This window comes from Pseudomonas sp. P1_A1 (genome assembly GCF_056406935.1).
This window is the reverse complement of sequence record NZ_JBFTZE010000007.1, coordinates 88,859-105,452: the sequence shown is the minus strand read 5'-3', so window position 1 is coordinate 105,452 and position 16,594 is coordinate 88,859. Positions and strand designations below refer to the sequence as shown.

The 16,594-nt window shown below is 59.0% G+C and carries 18 protein-coding genes; 11 read left to right on the top strand and 7 right to left on the bottom strand.

What is annotated here, in order from left to right; genetic code table 11:
* Nucleotides 1-136 precede the first annotated feature (136 nt).
* Nucleotides 137-604, top strand: a complete 468-nt coding sequence (locus AC1D2Q_RS12695; protein WP_477813400.1) for a ferritin-like domain-containing protein — start codon at nt 137-139, stop codon at nt 602-604.
* A gap of 83 nt (nt 605-687) precedes the next feature.
* Here AC1D2Q_RS12695 and AC1D2Q_RS12690 read toward each other — a convergent pair whose 3' ends face one another.
* Nucleotides 688-1,158 carry a MaoC family dehydratase gene (locus AC1D2Q_RS12690; RefSeq protein ID WP_019581456.1) on the bottom strand — a complete coding sequence of 157 codons (471 nt, stop codon included), beginning with the start codon at nt 1,156-1,158 and terminating at the stop codon, nt 688-690.
* A gap of 43 nt (nt 1,159-1,201) precedes the next feature.
* The gene (locus tag AC1D2Q_RS12685; protein WP_305409964.1) at nt 1,202-2,146 is read right to left on the bottom strand and encodes an alpha/beta hydrolase; all 945 of its coding nucleotides are present in this window, start codon (nt 2,144-2,146) and stop codon (nt 1,202-1,204) included.
* 233 nt (nt 2,147-2,379) lie between these two features.
* Between AC1D2Q_RS12685 and fadD2 the strand changes: the two genes are divergently transcribed.
* Both fadD2 and fadD1 read left to right on the top strand, forming a co-directional pair.
* Nucleotides 2,380-4,068, top strand: coding sequence for a long-chain-fatty-acid--CoA ligase FadD2 (fadD2, locus tag AC1D2Q_RS12680; protein WP_477813399.1), 1,689 nt, complete (start codon nt 2,380-2,382; stop codon nt 4,066-4,068).
* A 356-nt stretch (nt 4,069-4,424) separates the two neighbouring features.
* A complete protein-coding gene (gene fadD1 / locus AC1D2Q_RS12675) occupies nt 4,425-6,125 on the top strand; it encodes a long-chain-fatty-acid--CoA ligase FadD1 (RefSeq protein ID WP_477813398.1) in 1,701 nt (566 codons plus the stop codon).
* Nucleotides 6,126-6,198: 73 nt separating this feature from the next.
* Here the strand turns inward: fadD1 and AC1D2Q_RS12670 are convergent, their stop codons facing one another.
* Nucleotides 6,199-6,576 (bottom strand): hypothetical protein, encoded by a 378-nt coding sequence (locus tag AC1D2Q_RS12670; RefSeq protein ID WP_018926454.1) that lies wholly within the window; start codon nt 6,574-6,576, stop codon nt 6,199-6,201.
* 201 nt (nt 6,577-6,777) lie between these two features.
* Between AC1D2Q_RS12670 and AC1D2Q_RS12665 the strand changes: the two genes are divergently transcribed.
* The 3 genes from AC1D2Q_RS12665 to def all read left to right on the top strand — a co-directional run bounded on the left by AC1D2Q_RS12665 (nt 6,778) and on the right by def (nt 8,615).
* Entirely contained in the window at nt 6,778-6,969 is a 192-nt protein-coding gene (locus tag AC1D2Q_RS12665; protein ID WP_046056167.1) for a CsbD family protein, read from the top strand.
* 165 nt (nt 6,970-7,134) lie between these two features.
* Nucleotides 7,135-8,079 (top strand): YihY/virulence factor BrkB family protein, encoded by a 945-nt coding sequence (locus AC1D2Q_RS12660; protein ID WP_477813397.1) that lies wholly within the window; start codon nt 7,135-7,137, stop codon nt 8,077-8,079.
* The gene (def, locus tag AC1D2Q_RS12655) at nt 8,076-8,615 is read left to right on the top strand and encodes a peptide deformylase (RefSeq protein WP_477813396.1); all 540 of its coding nucleotides are present in this window, start codon (nt 8,076-8,078) and stop codon (nt 8,613-8,615) included. Before AC1D2Q_RS12660 ends, def begins: the two co-directional genes overlap by 4 nt.
* Before the next feature lie 19 nt (nt 8,616-8,634).
* Here the strand turns inward: def and AC1D2Q_RS12650 are convergent, their stop codons facing one another.
* The gene (locus AC1D2Q_RS12650; protein ID WP_018926450.1) at nt 8,635-9,054 is read right to left on the bottom strand and encodes a GNAT family N-acetyltransferase; all 420 of its coding nucleotides are present in this window, start codon (nt 9,052-9,054) and stop codon (nt 8,635-8,637) included.
* A gap of 340 nt (nt 9,055-9,394) precedes the next feature.
* On the opposite strand from AC1D2Q_RS12650, the gene AC1D2Q_RS12645 reads away from it, so the two are divergent.
* The 4 genes from AC1D2Q_RS12645 to AC1D2Q_RS12630 all read left to right on the top strand — a co-directional run bounded on the left by AC1D2Q_RS12645 (nt 9,395) and on the right by AC1D2Q_RS12630 (nt 12,970).
* Nucleotides 9,395-10,336 carry a fatty acid desaturase gene (locus AC1D2Q_RS12645; RefSeq protein ID WP_477813395.1) on the top strand — a complete coding sequence of 314 codons (942 nt, stop codon included), beginning with the start codon at nt 9,395-9,397 and terminating at the stop codon, nt 10,334-10,336.
* A gap of 47 nt (nt 10,337-10,383) precedes the next feature.
* A complete protein-coding gene (locus AC1D2Q_RS12640) occupies nt 10,384-11,175 on the top strand; it encodes a phosphate/phosphite/phosphonate ABC transporter substrate-binding protein (RefSeq protein ID WP_477813394.1) in 792 nt (263 codons plus the stop codon).
* A 236-nt stretch (nt 11,176-11,411) separates the two neighbouring features.
* Nucleotides 11,412-11,960 (top strand): sigma-70 family RNA polymerase sigma factor, encoded by a 549-nt coding sequence (locus tag AC1D2Q_RS12635; protein ID WP_477813393.1) that lies wholly within the window; start codon nt 11,412-11,414, stop codon nt 11,958-11,960.
* The gene (locus AC1D2Q_RS12630) at nt 11,957-12,970 is read left to right on the top strand and encodes an ABC transporter substrate-binding protein (protein WP_477813392.1); all 1,014 of its coding nucleotides are present in this window, start codon (nt 11,957-11,959) and stop codon (nt 12,968-12,970) included. Before AC1D2Q_RS12635 ends, AC1D2Q_RS12630 begins: the two co-directional genes overlap by 4 nt.
* Nucleotides 12,971-13,027: 57 nt before the next feature.
* On the opposite strand, the gene gstA is transcribed toward AC1D2Q_RS12630, so the two are convergent.
* Nucleotides 13,028-13,630: a glutathione transferase GstA gene (gene gstA, locus AC1D2Q_RS12625; protein WP_477813391.1), complete on the bottom strand. Its 603-nt coding sequence runs from the start codon at nt 13,628-13,630 to the stop codon at nt 13,028-13,030.
* A gap of 99 nt (nt 13,631-13,729) precedes the next feature.
* On the opposite strand from gstA, the gene AC1D2Q_RS12620 reads away from it, so the two are divergent.
* Entirely contained in the window at nt 13,730-14,650 is a 921-nt protein-coding gene (locus AC1D2Q_RS12620) for a LysR family transcriptional regulator (RefSeq protein WP_477813390.1), read from the top strand.
* A gap of 57 nt (nt 14,651-14,707) precedes the next feature.
* Here the strand turns inward: AC1D2Q_RS12620 and AC1D2Q_RS12615 are convergent, their stop codons facing one another.
* Both AC1D2Q_RS12615 and gntR read right to left on the bottom strand, forming a co-directional pair.
* Complete coding sequence (locus AC1D2Q_RS12615; protein WP_477813389.1) at nt 14,708-15,340, bottom strand: glutathione S-transferase family protein; 633 nt, start codon at nt 15,338-15,340, stop codon at nt 14,708-14,710.
* A gap of 64 nt (nt 15,341-15,404) precedes the next feature.
* Entirely contained in the window at nt 15,405-16,436 is a 1,032-nt protein-coding gene (gene gntR, locus AC1D2Q_RS12610; protein WP_477813388.1) for an HTH-type transcriptional regulator GntR, read from the bottom strand.
* Between the last annotated feature and the right edge of the window lie 158 nt (nt 16,437-16,594).

The window sequence follows — 16,594 nt, the reverse complement described above, 5'->3', positions numbered from 1 at the left end:
ATCATGCAAAAGAAGCGGATACAGATTTCGCCTAAAGATTAACTTGTTGAAATATAAGTAAAAAAATTCAATTCAAAGCTGGCATGCAGGGTGCAACGATTGATTGCATCTTTCATCAACCGCAAGGAATTGAAAAATGACCGACATCAACAAAGAAGCGATCTCTGTACTCAACGACCTGATTGAAACCAGTAAAGACGGTCAGGAAGGGTTCAAGACTTGCGCTGAAGACATCAAGAATCCAGAACTGAAAAACCTGTTCGTTCAACGCTCCGCCGATTGCGCCACTGCCGCTGCCGAACTGCAGGCCACTGTGCGTTCTCTAGGCGGTGATCCGGAAACCTCCACCAGTGTCAGCGGCGATCTGCACCGTCGTTGGGTGGATGTGAAGGCGATGTTCACCGGCAAGGATGAAGAGGCGGTGCTGAACGAAGCCGAACGCGGTGAAGACCATGCGAAGAAGGCTTACAGGGACGCATTGGATAAAATCAACAAGTACAACCTGGTGGGCATTCGTGACATCGTTGAACGCCAGTACCACGGCGTGCAACGCAACCACGATCAGGTGAAAGCCCTGCGCAACCAGGCTCGCGCACGCTCGTAAGCGTTCGTTACCCATCAAAAACGCCAGCGAGTCTGGCGTTTTTTTGTGGTCGGCAGCTCCTACGCACCTGTGGGCGCCTGCGATTAACCGATGCTGATCGCAGGCAACGTCGGCAATGTCACGGTCTGCTGTTTACGCGGCGCCAGAATCTCCGCCTCGCCATCCACGACCAGTTCATCACGCTGGTTGAACACTCGAGTGGCGATCCGCACACGAAACTTCGGCATTTTCTCGAGAATTTCCAGGCGCACAGTCAGCGTGTCGCCAATCTTCACCGGCTTCTGAAAGCTCATTGTCTGACCGATATAAATAGTCCCCGGCCCAGGCAGCTCGCAAGCCACCGCCGCGCTGATCAACGCGCCGCTGAACATGCCGTGGGCGATGCGTTCCTTGAACATGGAGGCAGCGGCGAATTCGGCGTCCAGGTGCACCGGGTTGTGGTCGCCGGACATCGCGGCGAACAACTGAATGTCACGCTCTTCGACGGTTTTGCTGTAGCTGGCGGTCTGGCCGATTTCGAGGGCTTCGTAAGGGGTGTTGGTAACCTGGGTCATCTGTCTCGATTCCTGTGACGAATTAAATGAATCCACAAAAAAACTATTCGGCTCTGGGTGGCCGACGGTTGCTCAAGGCCTGGGCGATCCAGTTCAGCACGTCGGCAGTCACTTCATCGCGATTGCTCTCATTGAACAGTTCGTGCCGGGCCTGCGGGTAAATATTCAAGTGCAGGCTCTGGCAGCCAGCGTCGCGCAGGGCGTGGGCCAGATCTTTCAGACGCTTGCCTTCGCTCACCGGATCACATTCGCCGCCAATCACCAGCAGCGGCAGGCCCGGATCGATCTGGGCGAGATTGGACGCTTTGCTGATTTGCTGCAAGCCACCGAGCAAATCGATCCATAGCTGATTGGTGCAGCGAAAGCCGCAGAGCGGGTCGTTGGCGTATTTGTCGACCTCGGCCGGGTCGCGGCTCAGCCAGTCAAACGAGGTGCGAGCTGGCTTGAACTTCTTGTTGAACGAGCCGAACGACAGCCATTCGATCAATGCACTGCGGCCCTTGGGGCCCTGGCGCAGGCGTTCGAGACGAGCAATCTGCCGCGCTACGCGATAGAGCGCCACGGGCTGGAAGTTCGAGCCGCTGAGAATCGCCCCGTGCAGGCTGGCGCTGTGGTGCAGCAAGTAAGCCTGGGCGATGTAGCTGCCCATGCTGTGGCCCAACAGCACGATCGGCGTGCCGGGATGCTGTTGGCCGATATGTTGGTTGAGGCTGGCGAGGTCACCGACCACTTTGCCCCAGCCATCGTTGTCGGCGAAGTGGCCCAGGGTGCCGTTTTCAGCGGTTTTGCCATGTCCACGCAGGTCCGGTGCGTAAACACCGTAGCCCTGTTCACAGAGCTTTTCTGCCAGGCGAGCGTAGCGACCGCTGTGTTCCGCCATGCCGTGGGCCAGCAGGATCACGGCTTTGAGGGGCGCAGCCGGCAGCCACTGGTTGACGAAGAGGCGGCTGCGGTCGCTCGCGGTCAGCCAGAAAGTGTCATGGATCATGGCGATTCCTTTGCATGGGACTGCATGCGGCATGGGCGTCGTTGCATTGTATAGCGCATCCCGCGCGCGCCGTCTGATCAGGCCGCGCCGGGGCAGCAAGATTCACGGGATCAATGAGGACCGTGCGCATATTTGCCTGATTCACCATAGCTGCTAGTGTCCGGGAAGCACCGCTTTTCAGAAGTGATAGAAAAAGCGGCCCCGGATAGATTCAGGTAATGAGGACAAGAACAATGCAACCTGATTTCTGGAATGACAAACGCCCGGCCGGCGTGCCCCTGGATATCGACCTTGGGGCCTATAAGTCGGTGATCGAGGTGTTCGAGCGTTCCTGCAAGAAATTTGCTGACCGCCCGGCATTCAGCAACATGGGCGTGACCCTGACCTACGCTGAACTGGAACGTTACAGCGCTGCGTTCGCCGGTTACCTGCAAGCCCACACCGACCTGGTGCCGGGGGATCGCATCGCGGTGCAGATGCCCAACGTTCTGCATTACCCGATTGCCGTGTTTGGCGCCTTGCGCGCCGGGCTGATCGTGGTCAACACCAACCCGCTGTACACCGCGCGGGAGATGCGTCATCAGTTCAAGGACTCCGGTGCCCGGGCGCTGGTGTACCTGAACGTGTTCGGACAGAAGGTCCAGGAAGTGCTGCCTGACACCGACATCCAATACCTGATCGAAGCGAAGATGGGCGACCTGATGCCCAGCGCCAAGGGCTGGCTGATCAATACCGTGGTCGCCAAGGTCAAGAAAATGGTCCCGGATTATTCACTGCCCCAGGCCCTCTCCTTCAAGAGTGCGCTACGTCTGGGCCGGGGCCTGGGCATCAAACCGCTGAACGTCGGTCTCGGCGACATCGCCGTGTTGCAATACACCGGCGGCACCACCGGGCTGGCCAAGGGCGCGATGCTGACCCACGGCAACCTGGTGGCGAACATGCAGCAGGCGCGGGCATGCCTCAGTCAGCTGGGTGCCGATGGTCAACCGCTACTGCGCGAAGGCCAGGAAGTGATGATCGCGCCGCTGCCGCTGTACCACATCTATGCCTTCACGGCGAACTGCATGTGCATGATGGTGACCGGCAACCACAACGTGCTGATCACCAATCCACGGGACATCAAGGGCTTCATCAAGGAGCTGAAGAACTGGCGGTTCTCGTTGCTTCTGGGGCTCAACACGCTGTTCGTCGCACTGATGGACCATCCCGATTTCAAGACCCTGGATTTCTCCAGCCTCAAACTCACCAACTCCGGTGGCACGGCGCTGGTCAAGGCCACCGCCGAGCGCTGGGAACAGCTCACCGGTTGCCGGATCACCGAAGGTTACGGCCTGACCGAAACCTCGCCGGTGGCCTGCACCAACCCTTACGGCGACAAGTCGCGCATCGGCACGGTCGGCCTGCCGGTGCCGGGCACGACCCTGAAAGTGATCAACGATGAAGGCGTCGAGCAGCCGTTGGGCGAGCGCGGCGAACTGTGCATCAAGGGCCCGCAGATCATGAAGGGCTACTGGCTCAAACCCGAAGCCACCGCCGAAGTGCTGGATGCCGACGGCTGGTTCAAGTCAGGCGACATCGGGGTGATCGACCCGGACGGTTTCGTGCGCATTGTCGATCGCAAGAAAGACATGATCATCGTCTCGGGCTTCAACGTGTACCCGAACGAAATCGAAGACGTGGTGATGGCCCACCCGAAAGTCGCCAACTGTGCGGTGATCGGCGTGCCGGACGAGCGTTCGGGGGAGGCAGTGAAACTGTTTGTGGTGGCCCGTGAGTCGGGGGTCAGCCTTGAAGAGCTGAAGGCTTACTGCAAGGAAAACTTCACGGCGTACAAAGTACCCAAGCACATCGTGTTGCGTGAGTCGTTGCCGATGACGCCGGTGGGCAAGATTTTGCGGCGGGAGTTGCGTGATATCGCATAAACGGTCGTAGACCGAGGTGATGCCAAAAGATCGCAGCCTTCGGCAGCTCCTACGGGGATCGCATTCCTCTGTAGGCGCTGCCGAAGGCTGCGATCTTTTGCTTTGAAAGCCGCGAATTCAGCGGCCTTCAGGGCGGTATAGGATTTTTGCTCTAAAATGACTGCTTGATGGTCTTGAGTCACCAAAGTGACTGTAGAGGCCTATTCAGGCTCTAGTCGGCCCTTGGCAAAGCTGCTACTCTCGGCGCGCTTTGTGACTTCTCGGCCTATGTAAAGCCAGATTCACCAATAGACAAACACCAATAATAATCGCATCAAATGCGGTGTTGAATTCGCGTTGCTGAGGAGTGGGCTTCCATGATCGAAGACTTTTGGAAGGATAAGTACCCAGCTGGAATTGCTGCCGAGATCAATCCAGACGAGTACCCGAATATTCAGGCAGTGTTGAAGCAATCCTGCCAACGCTTCGCTGACAAACCGGCATTCAGCAACCTGGGCAAGACAATCACCTACGGTGAGCTGTACGAATTGTCCGGTGCCTTTGCCGCTTACCTGCAACAGCATACCGATTTGCAGCCGGGCGATCGAATCGCCGTGCAATTGCCCAACGTGTTGCAGTACCCGGTCGCCGTCTTCGGTGCCATCCGCGCCGGGCTGATCGTGGTCAACACCAACCCGCTGTACACCGCGCGGGAAATGGAACACCAATTCAACGACTCCGGTGCCAAAGCCCTGGTCTGCCTGGCCAACATGGCGCACCTGGCCCAGACCGTCGTGCCGAAAACCGGCGTCAAGCACGTGATCGTCACTGAAGTGGCCGACCTGCTGCCGCCGCTCAAGCGATTGCTGATCAACAGCGTCATCAAATACGTGAAGAAGATGGTCCCGGCTTATCACTTGCCCAAGGCCATCAAATTCAACGACGTGTTGAGCAAAGGCCATGGCCAGCCAGTGGCTGAAGCCAACCCGGCCAGCAGCGACGTGGCGGTGCTGCAATACACCGGCGGCACCACCGGCGTGGCCAAGGGCGCGATGCTGACCCACCGCAATCTGGTGGCGAACATGCTGCAGTGCAAGGCGCTGATGGGCTCCAACCTCAACGAAGGCTGCGAGATCCTGATCACGCCGCTGCCGCTGTACCACATCTATGCCTTCACCTTTCATTGCATGGCGATGATGCTGATCGGCAACCACAACATCCTGATCAGCAACCCGCGCGACCTGCCGGCGATGGTCAAGGAACTGTCGAAGTGGAAGTTCAGCGGTTTCGTCGGCTTGAACACGCTGTTTGTTGCGCTGTGCAACAACGAAGCGTTCCGCAAACTGGATTTCTCGAACCTGAAAATCACCTTGTCCGGCGGCATGGCCTTGCAACTGGCCGCGGCTGAACGTTGGAAAGCGGTCACCGGCTGCCCGATCTGCGAAGGTTACGGCATGACCGAAACCAGCCCTGTGGCCACGGTGAACCCGATCCAGAACATCCAGATCGGCACCATCGGCATTCCCGTGCCGTCGACCTTGTGCAAAGTCATCGACGATACCGGCGTTGAACAGCCGTTGGGCGGCATCGGTGAACTGTGTGTGAAAGGTCCGCAAGTCATGAAGGGCTACTGGCAGCGTCAGGAAGCCACCGATGAAATGCTCGACAGCGAAGGCTGGTTGAAGACCGGTGACATCGCGCTGATCCAGACCGATGGCTACATGCGCATTGTCGATCGCAAGAAAGACATGATCCTGGTCTCCGGTTTCAACGTGTACCCCAACGAACTGGAAGACGTGCTGGCGACCCTGCCGGGCGTGCTGCAATGCGCGGCCATCGGCGTGCCGGACGAGAAGTCGGGGGAGGCGATCAAGATCTTCATCGTCGCCAAACCGGGCGTGACCCTGACCAAGGAACAGGTGATGGAGCACATGCGCGCCAACGTCACCGGCTACAAGGTGCCCAAAGCCGTGGAGTTCCGCGACGCGCTGCCGACCACCAACGTCGGCAAGATCCTGCGCCGCGAGTTGCGCGACGAAGAGCTGAAAAAGCTGGGCGTGAAGAAAGTCAGCGCCTAGTACACAAAAGCCCCGCAGATGCGGGGCTTTTGGTTTGAAAGCAAGATCAAAAGATCGCAGCCTTCGGCAGCTCCTACTGGCGGAACTGCGCGAAATTGACGTTGGTGCCCGCCGGGCGCATGTCTTGCAGGTACGAGTCCTTGTCGGCGCTCAGCTCCAGGCTCAGGGCGGCCTTGCGTTTGCCCTGGTTACGCACCACCAGGCCTTCCAGCTTCTCGCGCAGGAACACCGTCGGCACTTTCAGGTGCAGCAGTTCGTCGGTATCCGGGGTGTGCATCAGCAAGTGAATCCATTCGTACTGACCAATGGCCAGGCGCGCGACCGGGATATCGAACCAGAAAATGTTGCGGTTGCGGTTCAATTCGGTGAAGTGGCAGTTGTTGACGCCAAGCACGGCACCGCCAAGTTCCTGGTTTCTGCGGGCAATGGCCTGCTTTTTATCGAGTTTCATAACGTTCCTACGGGATTGGATCTTCAGCGCCATGGCCTGAATACGTTGCGCATTCTCGGGGCAAAGCCTGCAAACATAAAGCCTAACCTGCCTTGCGCGATGAAATGTTCTGTTGGGAAATAAATGAAACTCCGCGCACAGGCCCCCGGTCCATCCTTATGTAACGACTTTTCCCGTTGAAATGTTCACAGGAGACATATCATGAGCAGCACTGGCGATAAAGTTAAAGGCATGGCAAACGAAGCGGCCGGCAACGTCAAGCAAGGCGTCGGCAAGGCCACCGGTAACGACAAAATGCGCGCCGAAGGCGTGGTGCAGGAAAAGAAAGGCGAAGCCCAGCAAGCGGTCGGCAAAGCCAAGGATGCTCTCAAAAAAGGCATCGACAAGGCGTAACCCGGGCTTTGACGAGTAATAGAAACGGCCATCCGCGGATGGCCGTTTTTGTGTCAGCTTGAACTTGAGCAAGGAAATTGTTTCAAAGTCGCCAAGTAGGCTACTTTGTTGTAGAAAACGGCCCCTGAGTCGCCATGACTTCAACTTTTTTGCGGCGAGACGCTAATGTTTTTCCCGACCATGAAAGGTCTGCCCCTGCATCGCGTGATGATGCGCACGGTCACCGAGTTCGTCGACGACGAGATGTCGACTTATGCCTCGGCGCTGGCCTATCAGATGCTGTTCTCGCTGTTCCCTTTCATCCTGTTCCTGATTGCCCTGATCGGCTTTCTGCACTTGCCGGACTTCTTCTCCTGGCTGCGCCTGCAATCTGAACTGGTGCTGCCGCCCCAGGCGCTGGAGCAAGTGAACCCGGTGATTGATCAGCTGCAGCAATCCAAGGGTGGTTTGCTCTCGGTGGGTATTGTGATCGCCCTGTGGACCGCATCCGCCGGTGTACGGCTGATGATGAGCGCGATGAACGCCGCGTACGACGTAGTTGAAGGGCGTCCGGTCTGGAAGCGTTTTCCGCTGTCGATTTTCTACACCATCGGCATTGCCGGCATGCTGCTGGCCGCCGCTGCGCTGATGGTGCTCGGGCCGCAGGTGATGGCCTGGATTGCTTCGCAAGTGGGCCTTGAAGATTTCATCGTGACCGTCTGGACCATCGTCCGCTGGCCGGTGATCGTGATTCTGTTGATGATGGCGGTGGCGCTTATTTACTACGTCATGCCCGACGTCAAACAGGAGTTTCGCTTCATCACCCCGGGGGCGGTGTTGTCTGTGGTGGTCTGGATCATCGCTTCGCTGGGCTTCGGTCTGTACGTCAAAACCTTCGCCAACTACAACGCCATGTATGGCAGTATCGGCGCGATCATCGTGTTGTTGCTGTACTTCTATATTTCCGCCGCGGTGCTGCTGCTCGGTGCGGAAATGAACGCGGTGATCGAGCATATGTCGTCCGAAGGCAAGAAACCTGGCGAAAAGGTGCACGAAGAACCCAAACAGCATGTTTCCGGGCTGGGACGAGATCACTCAATCAAGCCGACCACTGACGAAGTCATCAAATGATCCGTGAAATCCTGAAAATGGGCGACGAACGCCTGCTGCGCATCGCCCCGCCGGTGCCGGCAGAAATGTTCGACAGCCCCGAATTGTGGCAACTGATCGACGACATGTTCCAGACCATGGAAAGCGTCGGTGGGGTCGGCCTGGCCGCGCCGCAGATCGGTGTCGACCTGCAACTGGTGATCTTCGGTTTCGAGCACAGCGAGCGCTATCCGGACGCCGAAGCGGTGCCGCAGACAATTCTGATCAATCCGCTGATAACGCCCTTGAGCCCGACCCTCGAAGAGGGTTTCGAAGGCTGCCTGTCGGTGCCGGGCCTGCGCGGGGCGGTGGATCGCTATCAGCAGATTCGGTACGAAGGTTTCGATCCCAAGGGCAATCCGATCGTGCGCGTTGCCGAGGGCTTCCATGCGCGGGTTGTGCAGCATGAATGCGATCACCTGATCGGCCGGTTATACCCCTCGCGCATCACAGACTTCAGCAAGTTCGGGTTTACCGAAGTGATGTTCCCGGACCTTGATCCTGCGGCGGACGATTGAATCGCTAAAGGATCGCTGTTTATGCCGAACCTGGTTGCAAACCCATGGCAATCATCGGTTTGCTGCGCGCATAACGGCTCAACCGTTCGGCCAAGGCGTAGGGCAGGGGCGGGTCGAAGGTAAAGCCGCGACGCTCATAAAAGCCACGTAAATCCGGATGGCAGAACAGCCAGACCGGCTCTTCAAGGTGCTTGACGGCGTGGGCGATCAACGTCGCGGCGATCCCTTGTTCGCGACAGCTTGGGTCGACAAACAGCCCGGTCAGCCAATGCCCGCCGGCTACCGGCCGCAAACACAGCGCCGCGATGATCTCTTCACGTCTTGCGACCCACAATTGAGCGTCTCGCACCGCTTTCATCGACGATTGGTGGGCGCGGTAAAACTTGTTCATCAACGGCCATAATGGCTCGTCGAGCAAGGTGTACTGGGTGTTGGGCATGGGCTCGGACAGTCGGTGGGCAGGGCACAGATTATAAAAGAACACGCGCGCCGGGATAGGTGTATACCTGATCTCACATCCCCTGTTAGTGGAGTACGCATCATGTCCAAAGGTATGGAATCAAAGAAAGCCGCGAAGAAAAAACCGGCGAAAACCGCAATTGAAAAACGCGCGGACAAGAAAGCCAAGAAGGTGAATGTGTTCGGCCACTGATCCCGCGTCCATGGAGCCCGAGTCCTCGGGCTCCTGTTTTTTGCGTCTATCGAAATAACCAAACAATCTGCAAGAAATTCCGGCGCCGTTGCACAGAGGGGGATTGGTTCCCGTTCTGAGCAAAGCCATGCCCCATTACTTTGACGCTGCCCATCGTGAAGAAATCGAAACCCTGCGCCAACGTTTCACCGCTCGCACCGAGTGGCCGACCTGGCTGTTGCTGATCGGCGTTTACGTCGGCTGGTTCAGTATTGTGCTGGGCAGTGCCCGGTTGGGGCTCTGGTGGAGCACGTTGTTGCTGATTCCACTGCTGGTGTTGTGGTTGTCGGTGCAGCACGAATTGCTGCATGGCCATCCCACCCGTTGGCCAATGCTGAATAAAGTCCTCGGTTATGCACCGTTTGCGGTCTGGTATCCCTACACCTTGTACCGCGACAGCCATTTGCTGCATCACCGCGACGAAGACCTGACCATCCCAGGTAGCGACCCGGAAAGCCGTTACCTGAGCGCTGAACAGTGGCAGCGCAGTTCGCTGTTCGAACAGGGCCTGCACTGGCTGAACAAAACCGTGCTGGGGCGCTTGGTCCTCGGTGCGCCACTGGCCTTGCTGGCGCTGGTGCGGGAGGAGCTGCAACGGTTGAAAACGGGTGAGCGCCAAGCCTGGTTGATGTGGCTGAGCCACGGTGCGCTGACGCTGCTGATGCTGGCGTTCATCGCGCGCTACAGCGTGCTGCCGGTCTGGCATTACCTGTTGCTGATCAGCGTGCCGGCGCTGTCGATTGCAATGATTCGCTCCTACTATGAACACCGTCCGCAAGCGCAACCGGAGCAACGCACCGTCATCAATGAAGCGGGGTGGCCGTGGCGCTGGCTGTTCCTGAATCTCAATCTGCACCTGGTGCACCACGACTTGCCGGGGCTGCCCTGGTACGACTTGCCACGGGTGTACCGCGCGCGTCGCGAGCAATGGCTGACGCGCAGTGGCGGGTATCTGGTGCACGGTTATGGCCAGTGGGTGCGTCGGCACGGGGTGAGGGCGATTGACAGCCCGCGGCATCCGTTTCACTGATTGCCAATAAGGCCCACAGAGGGTTTGCGTTGTATGGGAAGATTTCGATGACACAACACCTCGCTGAATTACTGATGTACGTCGCTCCCGAGCCGATCCACCAGGCCAACGAGCGTTGGCTGTCGCAGATCGTCGAGCAGCTCGGCAGCTCCCGCCTCGATGCCGAAGGGTTGACGCTGATAGACCTTTGGCTGTCCCCGCATTTACTGCTGACCCAAACCTGCGGCTACCCCTTGATGACAGCCCTGCGGGGTCGCGTCCGGGTCATCGGTCGTCCTCGTTATGAACTCCCGGACAGCAACGGTGGCAGCCATTGCAGCCTGTTGCTGACTCGCGCCGACGATCCTCGCAGGACCTTGTCGGCCTTGCGCGGCTGTCGCGGTGTGATCAACGGAGAAGACTCCAACAGTGGCATGAACCTGTTGCGTCACCGACTGGCGCCGTTGCACCGCGACGGACAGTTTTTTGCCAGTGTCGCCATCAGCGGCAGCCACCGCGAAAGCCTGCGTTGGCTGCGTGACGACCTGGCGGACCTGGCCGCCATTGACAGCGTGACCTTCGCCTACCTGGCGCAGCACGCCCAGGCAGAAGTCGCTGGCTTGAGAGTATTGGCGCGCACCGCGTTCAGTCCGACGTTGCCGTACATTGCGGCCGCTGGCACCACTGATGAGCAGGCTGAACAGCTTCGACAGGTGATGAATCAGACGTTGAAGGAACTGCCCGACGTCGCCGAGACGTTGGGCCTGCAAGACGTGTTGCCCGCCAGCGAGAGCGACTATCAGATCGTGCTCGACTACCAGCAAGAGGCCGAGGCGTTGGGCTATGGGAGGTTGCGTTAGCTTCGGGACAAAGATCGCAGCCTTCGGCAGCTCCTACATTTGGATGGCGTACACCCTGTAGGAGCTGTCGAAGGCTGCGATCCTGGCGATCTGATGAGCGCCGAAAGGTCGAAATAGATAATTCATTTATGGAATATAAAAATTCATTTTAAGTATTTTTAATGAATAAGGCTCCTTGCTAGGATCGCGCCACCGGATCACCGGACATTCAGCGACCCCTAACCCAAGGAGCCCCTATGTCCGGCGCCGACGTTTCCCATCGCAACGACGTGGGCGGATTGTTCCGCGCCCACTACACCTGGCTGTGCGCACGTCTGCGCCGATATCTGGGAACCAGTCCCAGTGTCGAAGACATTGCCGCCGAAACCTTCGTGCAATTGCTCGAGTCGCCAGGCCTGACGCCGATTCGCGAACCCCGCGCCTTGCTCACCACCATCGCCCACCGGTTGATTTATCAGCTGTGGCGTCGCCGGGATCTGGAACGCCAACACCTCGATCAATTACAGCCGGTCGACTCGGTCGGCGGGTCATCGCCTGAAGACCTGGCGCAGTTCTCCCAGACCCTGAAGCACCTGGATCGAACCCTCGATCGCCTGCCGGGCAAGGTCAGGGCAACGTTTCTGTTGTCACGAATCGACGGCCTGACCTACCCACAAATCGCCGCCGAACTGGGCATCTCCCAGCGTTCGGTCAGCGTTTACATAACCCGTTCCCAGGCACTGTGCGCGCTGCACAGCGCCAACGAACCCTTGAACCGAACACCCCAGACCCGGAGGTCCGCATGAGATCGATCAAAAACCTGCTCGGCAGTTCGCTGCTGGCCCTGAGCCTTGTGGCTGGCCACGTTCCCGCCGCAGAAAAAACCACACCCATCCATTTCGGCGACATCACCTGGGAAAGCGGCAGCCTGATCACCGAGATCCTGCGGCTGATCGTCGAGAAAGGTTATGGCTATCCAACCGACACCTTGCCCGGCAGCACCGTCAGCCTCGAAGCCGCTTTGGCCAAGAACGACATCCAGGTGATCGGCGAAGAGTGGGCCGGGCGCAGTCCGGCCTGGGTCAAGGCGGCATCGGAGGGCAAAGTGTTTGGTTTGGGCGATACCGTCAAAGGCGCCACCGAAGGCTGGTGGGTGCCGGAATACGTGATCAAGGGCGACCCGGAGCGCGGCATTAAGCCCTTGGCGCCGGAACTGAAATCCGTCGCCGACCTGGCGCGCTACAAGGACGTGTTCCGCGATCCGGAAGACCCAAGCCGCGGACGCTTCCTCAACAGCCCGACCGGCTGGACGTCGGAGATCGTCAACAGCCAGAAACTCAAGGCCTATGACCTGACCGCCAGCTACGTCAACTTCCGTACCGGTTCCGGCGCGGCGCTGGATGCTGAGGTCGCTTCATCGATCCGCCGGGGTAAACCGGTGCTGTTCTACTACTGGTCGCCGACGCCACTGTTGGGGCGCTTCAAACTGGTGAAACTCGAAGAGCCACCGTTCGACGCGCAAGCCTGGAAAACCCTGGCCGATGCCAACAATCCGAACCCCAAGGGCACGCGTTCGATGCCGGCCAGCCTGGCCATCGGTGTGTCGGCACCGTTCAAGGCGCAGTACCCGGACTTGGTGGCGTTCTTCGAAAAGGTCGATTTGCCAATCGATCTGCTGAACCAGACCCTGGGGCAGATGAGCGAAAAACGCCAGCCACCGCGTCAGGTCGCCGAAGCGTTTTTGCGCGATCAGCCGCAAGTGTGGAAGGGCTGGGTGCCGGGTGAGGTGGCGAGCAAAGTGAGTGCGAGTTTGTAGTTCAGCGGTGTTTGATAAATAGCTATCGCGGGCTTGCCCGCGAAGCAATCCATAGCCTTACACCAACTCCGCAGCTAACGCCGCTTTCACGCTTGGCCGCTGATCAACCCGCGCCTGAAACCGGGCCAACGCCGGCCAATCATCCAGATCAATCGCAAACAGCCGAGCCCAACGCAAGACCGTAAACAGATACGCATCGGCAATGTTGAACTCGCCGGCCATCAAGTAATCCTGCCGCTCCAGCGTCCGGCTCAACACGGCAAAGCGCTTGAACAGCTTCTCTTTGATGAGCGCCTTCACCTCGTCCGGAAACTGCGGATTGAACAGCCAACCCAGCCCGCCATGAATCTCGGTCGAAACGAAGTTCAGCCATTCCTGTAACCGCACCCGCTCGAACGTTCCGCTCGCCGGTGCCAGGTTTGCCTGCGGGTGCAGATCCGCCAGGTACTGCAGGATCGCCGGGCCTTCGGTCAGCACATCACCGTTATCCAGCTGCAATGCCGCGACGTAGCCTTTGGGGTTGATGGCGAGGAAGTCATCGCTGGTGAGGGTTTTCTTGCTGCTGTTGTCGACGCGGACCAACTCGAACGGCAGCTCCAGTTCGCGCAGCACAATGTGCGGCGCCAATGAGCAGGCTTGCGGGGCGTAATACAACTTCATGGACAGGGCTCTGGTTGCGGATTTGCGCCAGTGTCATAGTGCGCGACACCCTCGGTAAAATTAATCTTTCAGAAAACTGCCATTAGGAAAGCTACTGTCATGATGAACCTGATGCATTGGCGAATGGTGGTGGCGGTGGCCGATACCGGCAACATTACCCGCGCCGCTGAGCGGGTCGGTATGACTCAATCGGGTGCCAGCCAGGCACTGGCCTTGATCGAAGAAACCCTGGACGTTCAGCTGTTCAGCCGGGAAAACCGCCAGACATTGCCAACCGCCATTGGCTTGTCGGTGATCGAACAGGCGCGAACCATGCTCGGTGCCCTGGAAAATATTCGCAGCACCGTCGACGCCGCTAAAGGCATCCAGCGCGGGACGATTCGTCTGGCCAGTTTTCCTTTGGTGCTGGCGACCTTTCTGCCGCCACTGCTGCGCCAGTTCAATCGGCTGTATCCCGGCATTCAAGTGGTGGCGCTGGAGGTCAGCGACGATGAAGTGGAAACGTTGCTCAGTGCCGGGCTGGTGGATGTCGGCGTGGCGTTGAACCCGGCGCCCGCGCGCAATGCCGGGCGTTTGGGACGTGATGCCTGGGTGGCGGTGCTGCCCGGTGGCCATCCTTTGGCGCGCCGCTCGAATGAAGAGGGCGTCTCACTGGCGGAACTGGCGGAGCAACCCTTTGTGCTGGCCACGGGCGGGTGTTCGACCAATGCCCGCAGCCTGGCGGCCGATGCCGGGTTGCAACTGCTGGATGTGCGGGCCGAGGTGCGTGAGTGGAGCAGTGCGTTCACCCTGGTGCGGGAGAACATCGGTGTGACCCTGGTACCGGAAATGACCCTGCCGACTAATCGCCAAGGCTTGCGGATAGTGCCGGTGACGCCGCGCATCGATCGGGAGTTTGCCTTGGTGGTTGCGCCTGATAAAGAACCTTCGGCAGCAGTGCAGGCGCTGTTGGGAATGCTTGCCGACCGTCCGTTATCGCCTGACGATTCGGCGAGTCAAGCCACGATGCCCTCTTTGTAGCAGCTGCCGAACGCAGGCTTCGCCAGCTGCTACGGATAGCCGGGGGGCGCCCTGAAATCAAGGCACGCCATTACAGGCGTGTGCCATGAACCCCGGTCGCAGCGCCAGTCGTTGGCAATAGGCGTCGACGGCGGGATAGTCCGGGCGTTCCATCGGGGTCATCCGCCAGCGGTTGACCGATAAGCCGATAAGGATATCGGCCAGGGTGAACCGAGGTCCGGCGACATACGCTCCGGTCGACGCGAGTTGCTGTTCGAGGATGCCCATTTTCGCGTTCCAGCCGCGAACGCCATCGGCGATCCGCTGCGGATCCTGGAAGTTCGGCAATTGCCGCACCAGCGCAAAAAAGGCGTAGCCCCAGGACGGATTGAGTTCGGTGGCTTGCCAGTCCATCCACTGTTCCACGCGAGCCCGCGCCGCCGGCTCGATGGGCAACAGATCGGTGTTTTGGTATTTGCCGGCCAGATAGCGGCAGATGGTGTTGGACTCCCACAGCACGCCGGCTTCGTCGATGAGCACCGGCACCTGTGCGTTAGGGTTGAGCTGGAGAAACTCCGGACTCTGGGTCGGGGCAAAACCGCTGCCCCAGTCTTCCCGTTCGTAGGAAACGCCCAGTTCGTCGCAGGTCCACAGGACCTTTCTGACGTTGATTGACGAGGCCCGACCCAAAATCTTCAGCGCATGTCCCATTGAGCTTCTCCGTTTGCTGTTGCAGGTGCCGGGAATCTAGCACGAGCAAAGGGACGATTGCGTATCAAGTACTCTCGCGCACCTTCAATTCAAACCCCATGTCCTGCACCGGTTTGGCTACCGAGTTGCCGGCCATCAAGGTCAGCATCAACTCCGCCGAACGACGGCCAATGGCTTCGCGCGGCGTGTTGATGCTGCTCAGGCGCGGGACCATGTGTTCGGACATGGGCAAGTCGTTGAAGCCGAGAATCGCCACTTGTTCGGGGATCTTGATGCCGCAGCGCAGGGCTTCGAGCAATGCGCCCTGGGCCAGGTCGTCGTTACCGAAGAAGATCGCATCGAGGTCCGGATGCGCGGCCAGCAGTTGCAGGAACAGTTCGCCACCGAGGCCGACCGATGAGGCCCGTGGCGTCAACACTTCCAGATCCGGGTCATAGCGCCCGGCTTTTTGCAGCGCCCGGCGGAAACCTTCGCCGCGCAGCAGCGTGCGCTGGTCCAGTTGCGCACCGATGTAGGCCAGGCGTTTACGACCACGGGAAAGCAAATGCTCGGCCGCCGTTTCGCCGGCGGCCAGTTGCGAAAAACCGACGCAATTGAGCCCGGCCGCGCTGTCCAGTTCCATCATGTAGACGCAGGGAATGTTGCTGGCCTCGATCATCCGCCGCGAACTTTCGGTGCGGTCGAAGCCGGTCAGCAGCAAGCCGCGAGGCTGATAAGCCATGTAGTTGCGCAGCAGGTTTTCTTCTTCTTCGCGCGAGTAATGGAAGTTACCGATCAGCACTTCGAAGCCCTTTGGTCGCAAAACCTGATGAATGGCTTCCAGCGTGTCGATGAACAGCAAGTTGGACAGCGACGGCACCAACACCACGACGGAATGGCTCTGGGCCGAGGCCAGGGCGCGTGCGGCGGGGTTGACCACGTAGTTCAGTTCAAGGGCGGCCTTCTGGACTTTTTCCACCAGTTCGGTGGCCACCGTGCTGACGCCACGCAGGGCGCGGGAGGCGGTAATCGGGCTGACACCGGCCAGGCGTGCGACTTCGTTGAGGGTAGGACGGCCAGTGGTGCGTGTATTTTTATCGTTTTTAGGGGTATTCATCGGACGGCTTGCCAAACAAAATTCAAGGCACTAAGGTAGCGCTGTCTCGATGCAGCTGCAAATGCGTGAGCGGGGTTTGCCTGATCCTCGCTTTTCGGCATCGAGAACGAACATGCTGCAACCCACAAAAATGACAAGAAGGCGTCGGCAACATCTGC

Bases quoted from the DNA above. Each gene is read 5' to 3' on its own strand.
- AC1D2Q_RS12695 (WP_477813400.1), top strand. From the start codon at position 137: ATGACCGACATCAACAAAGAAGCGATCTCTGTACTCAACGACCTGATT.
- AC1D2Q_RS12690 (WP_019581456.1), bottom strand. From the start codon at position 1,158: ATGACCCAGGTTACCAACACCCCTTACGAAGCCCTCGAAATCGGCCAG.
- AC1D2Q_RS12685 (WP_305409964.1), bottom strand. From the start codon at position 2,146: ATGATCCATGACACTTTCTGGCTGACCGCGAGCGACCGCAGCCGCCTC.
- fadD2 (WP_477813399.1), top strand. From the start codon at position 2,380: ATGCAACCTGATTTCTGGAATGACAAACGCCCGGCCGGCGTGCCCCTG.
- fadD1 (WP_477813398.1), top strand. From the start codon at position 4,425: ATGATCGAAGACTTTTGGAAGGATAAGTACCCAGCTGGAATTGCTGCC.
- AC1D2Q_RS12670 (WP_018926454.1), bottom strand. From the start codon at position 6,576: ATGAAACTCGATAAAAAGCAGGCCATTGCCCGCAGAAACCAGGAACTT.
- AC1D2Q_RS12665 (WP_046056167.1), top strand. From the start codon at position 6,778: ATGAGCAGCACTGGCGATAAAGTTAAAGGCATGGCAAACGAAGCGGCC.
- AC1D2Q_RS12660 (WP_477813397.1), top strand. From the start codon at position 7,135: ATGTTTTTCCCGACCATGAAAGGTCTGCCCCTGCATCGCGTGATGATG.
- def (WP_477813396.1), top strand. From the start codon at position 8,076: ATGATCCGTGAAATCCTGAAAATGGGCGACGAACGCCTGCTGCGCATC.
- AC1D2Q_RS12650 (WP_018926450.1), bottom strand. From the start codon at position 9,054: ATGCCCAACACCCAGTACACCTTGCTCGACGAGCCATTATGGCCGTTG.
- AC1D2Q_RS12645 (WP_477813395.1), top strand. From the start codon at position 9,395: ATGCCCCATTACTTTGACGCTGCCCATCGTGAAGAAATCGAAACCCTG.
- AC1D2Q_RS12640 (WP_477813394.1), top strand. From the start codon at position 10,384: ATGACACAACACCTCGCTGAATTACTGATGTACGTCGCTCCCGAGCCG.
- AC1D2Q_RS12635 (WP_477813393.1), top strand. From the start codon at position 11,412: ATGTCCGGCGCCGACGTTTCCCATCGCAACGACGTGGGCGGATTGTTC.
- AC1D2Q_RS12630 (WP_477813392.1), top strand. From the start codon at position 11,957: ATGAGATCGATCAAAAACCTGCTCGGCAGTTCGCTGCTGGCCCTGAGC.
- gstA (WP_477813391.1), bottom strand. From the start codon at position 13,630: ATGAAGTTGTATTACGCCCCGCAAGCCTGCTCATTGGCGCCGCACATT.
- AC1D2Q_RS12620 (WP_477813390.1), top strand. From the start codon at position 13,730: ATGATGAACCTGATGCATTGGCGAATGGTGGTGGCGGTGGCCGATACC.
- AC1D2Q_RS12615 (WP_477813389.1), bottom strand. From the start codon at position 15,340: ATGGGACATGCGCTGAAGATTTTGGGTCGGGCCTCGTCAATCAACGTC.
- gntR (WP_477813388.1), bottom strand. From the start codon at position 16,436: ATGAATACCCCTAAAAACGATAAAAATACACGCACCACTGGCCGTCCT.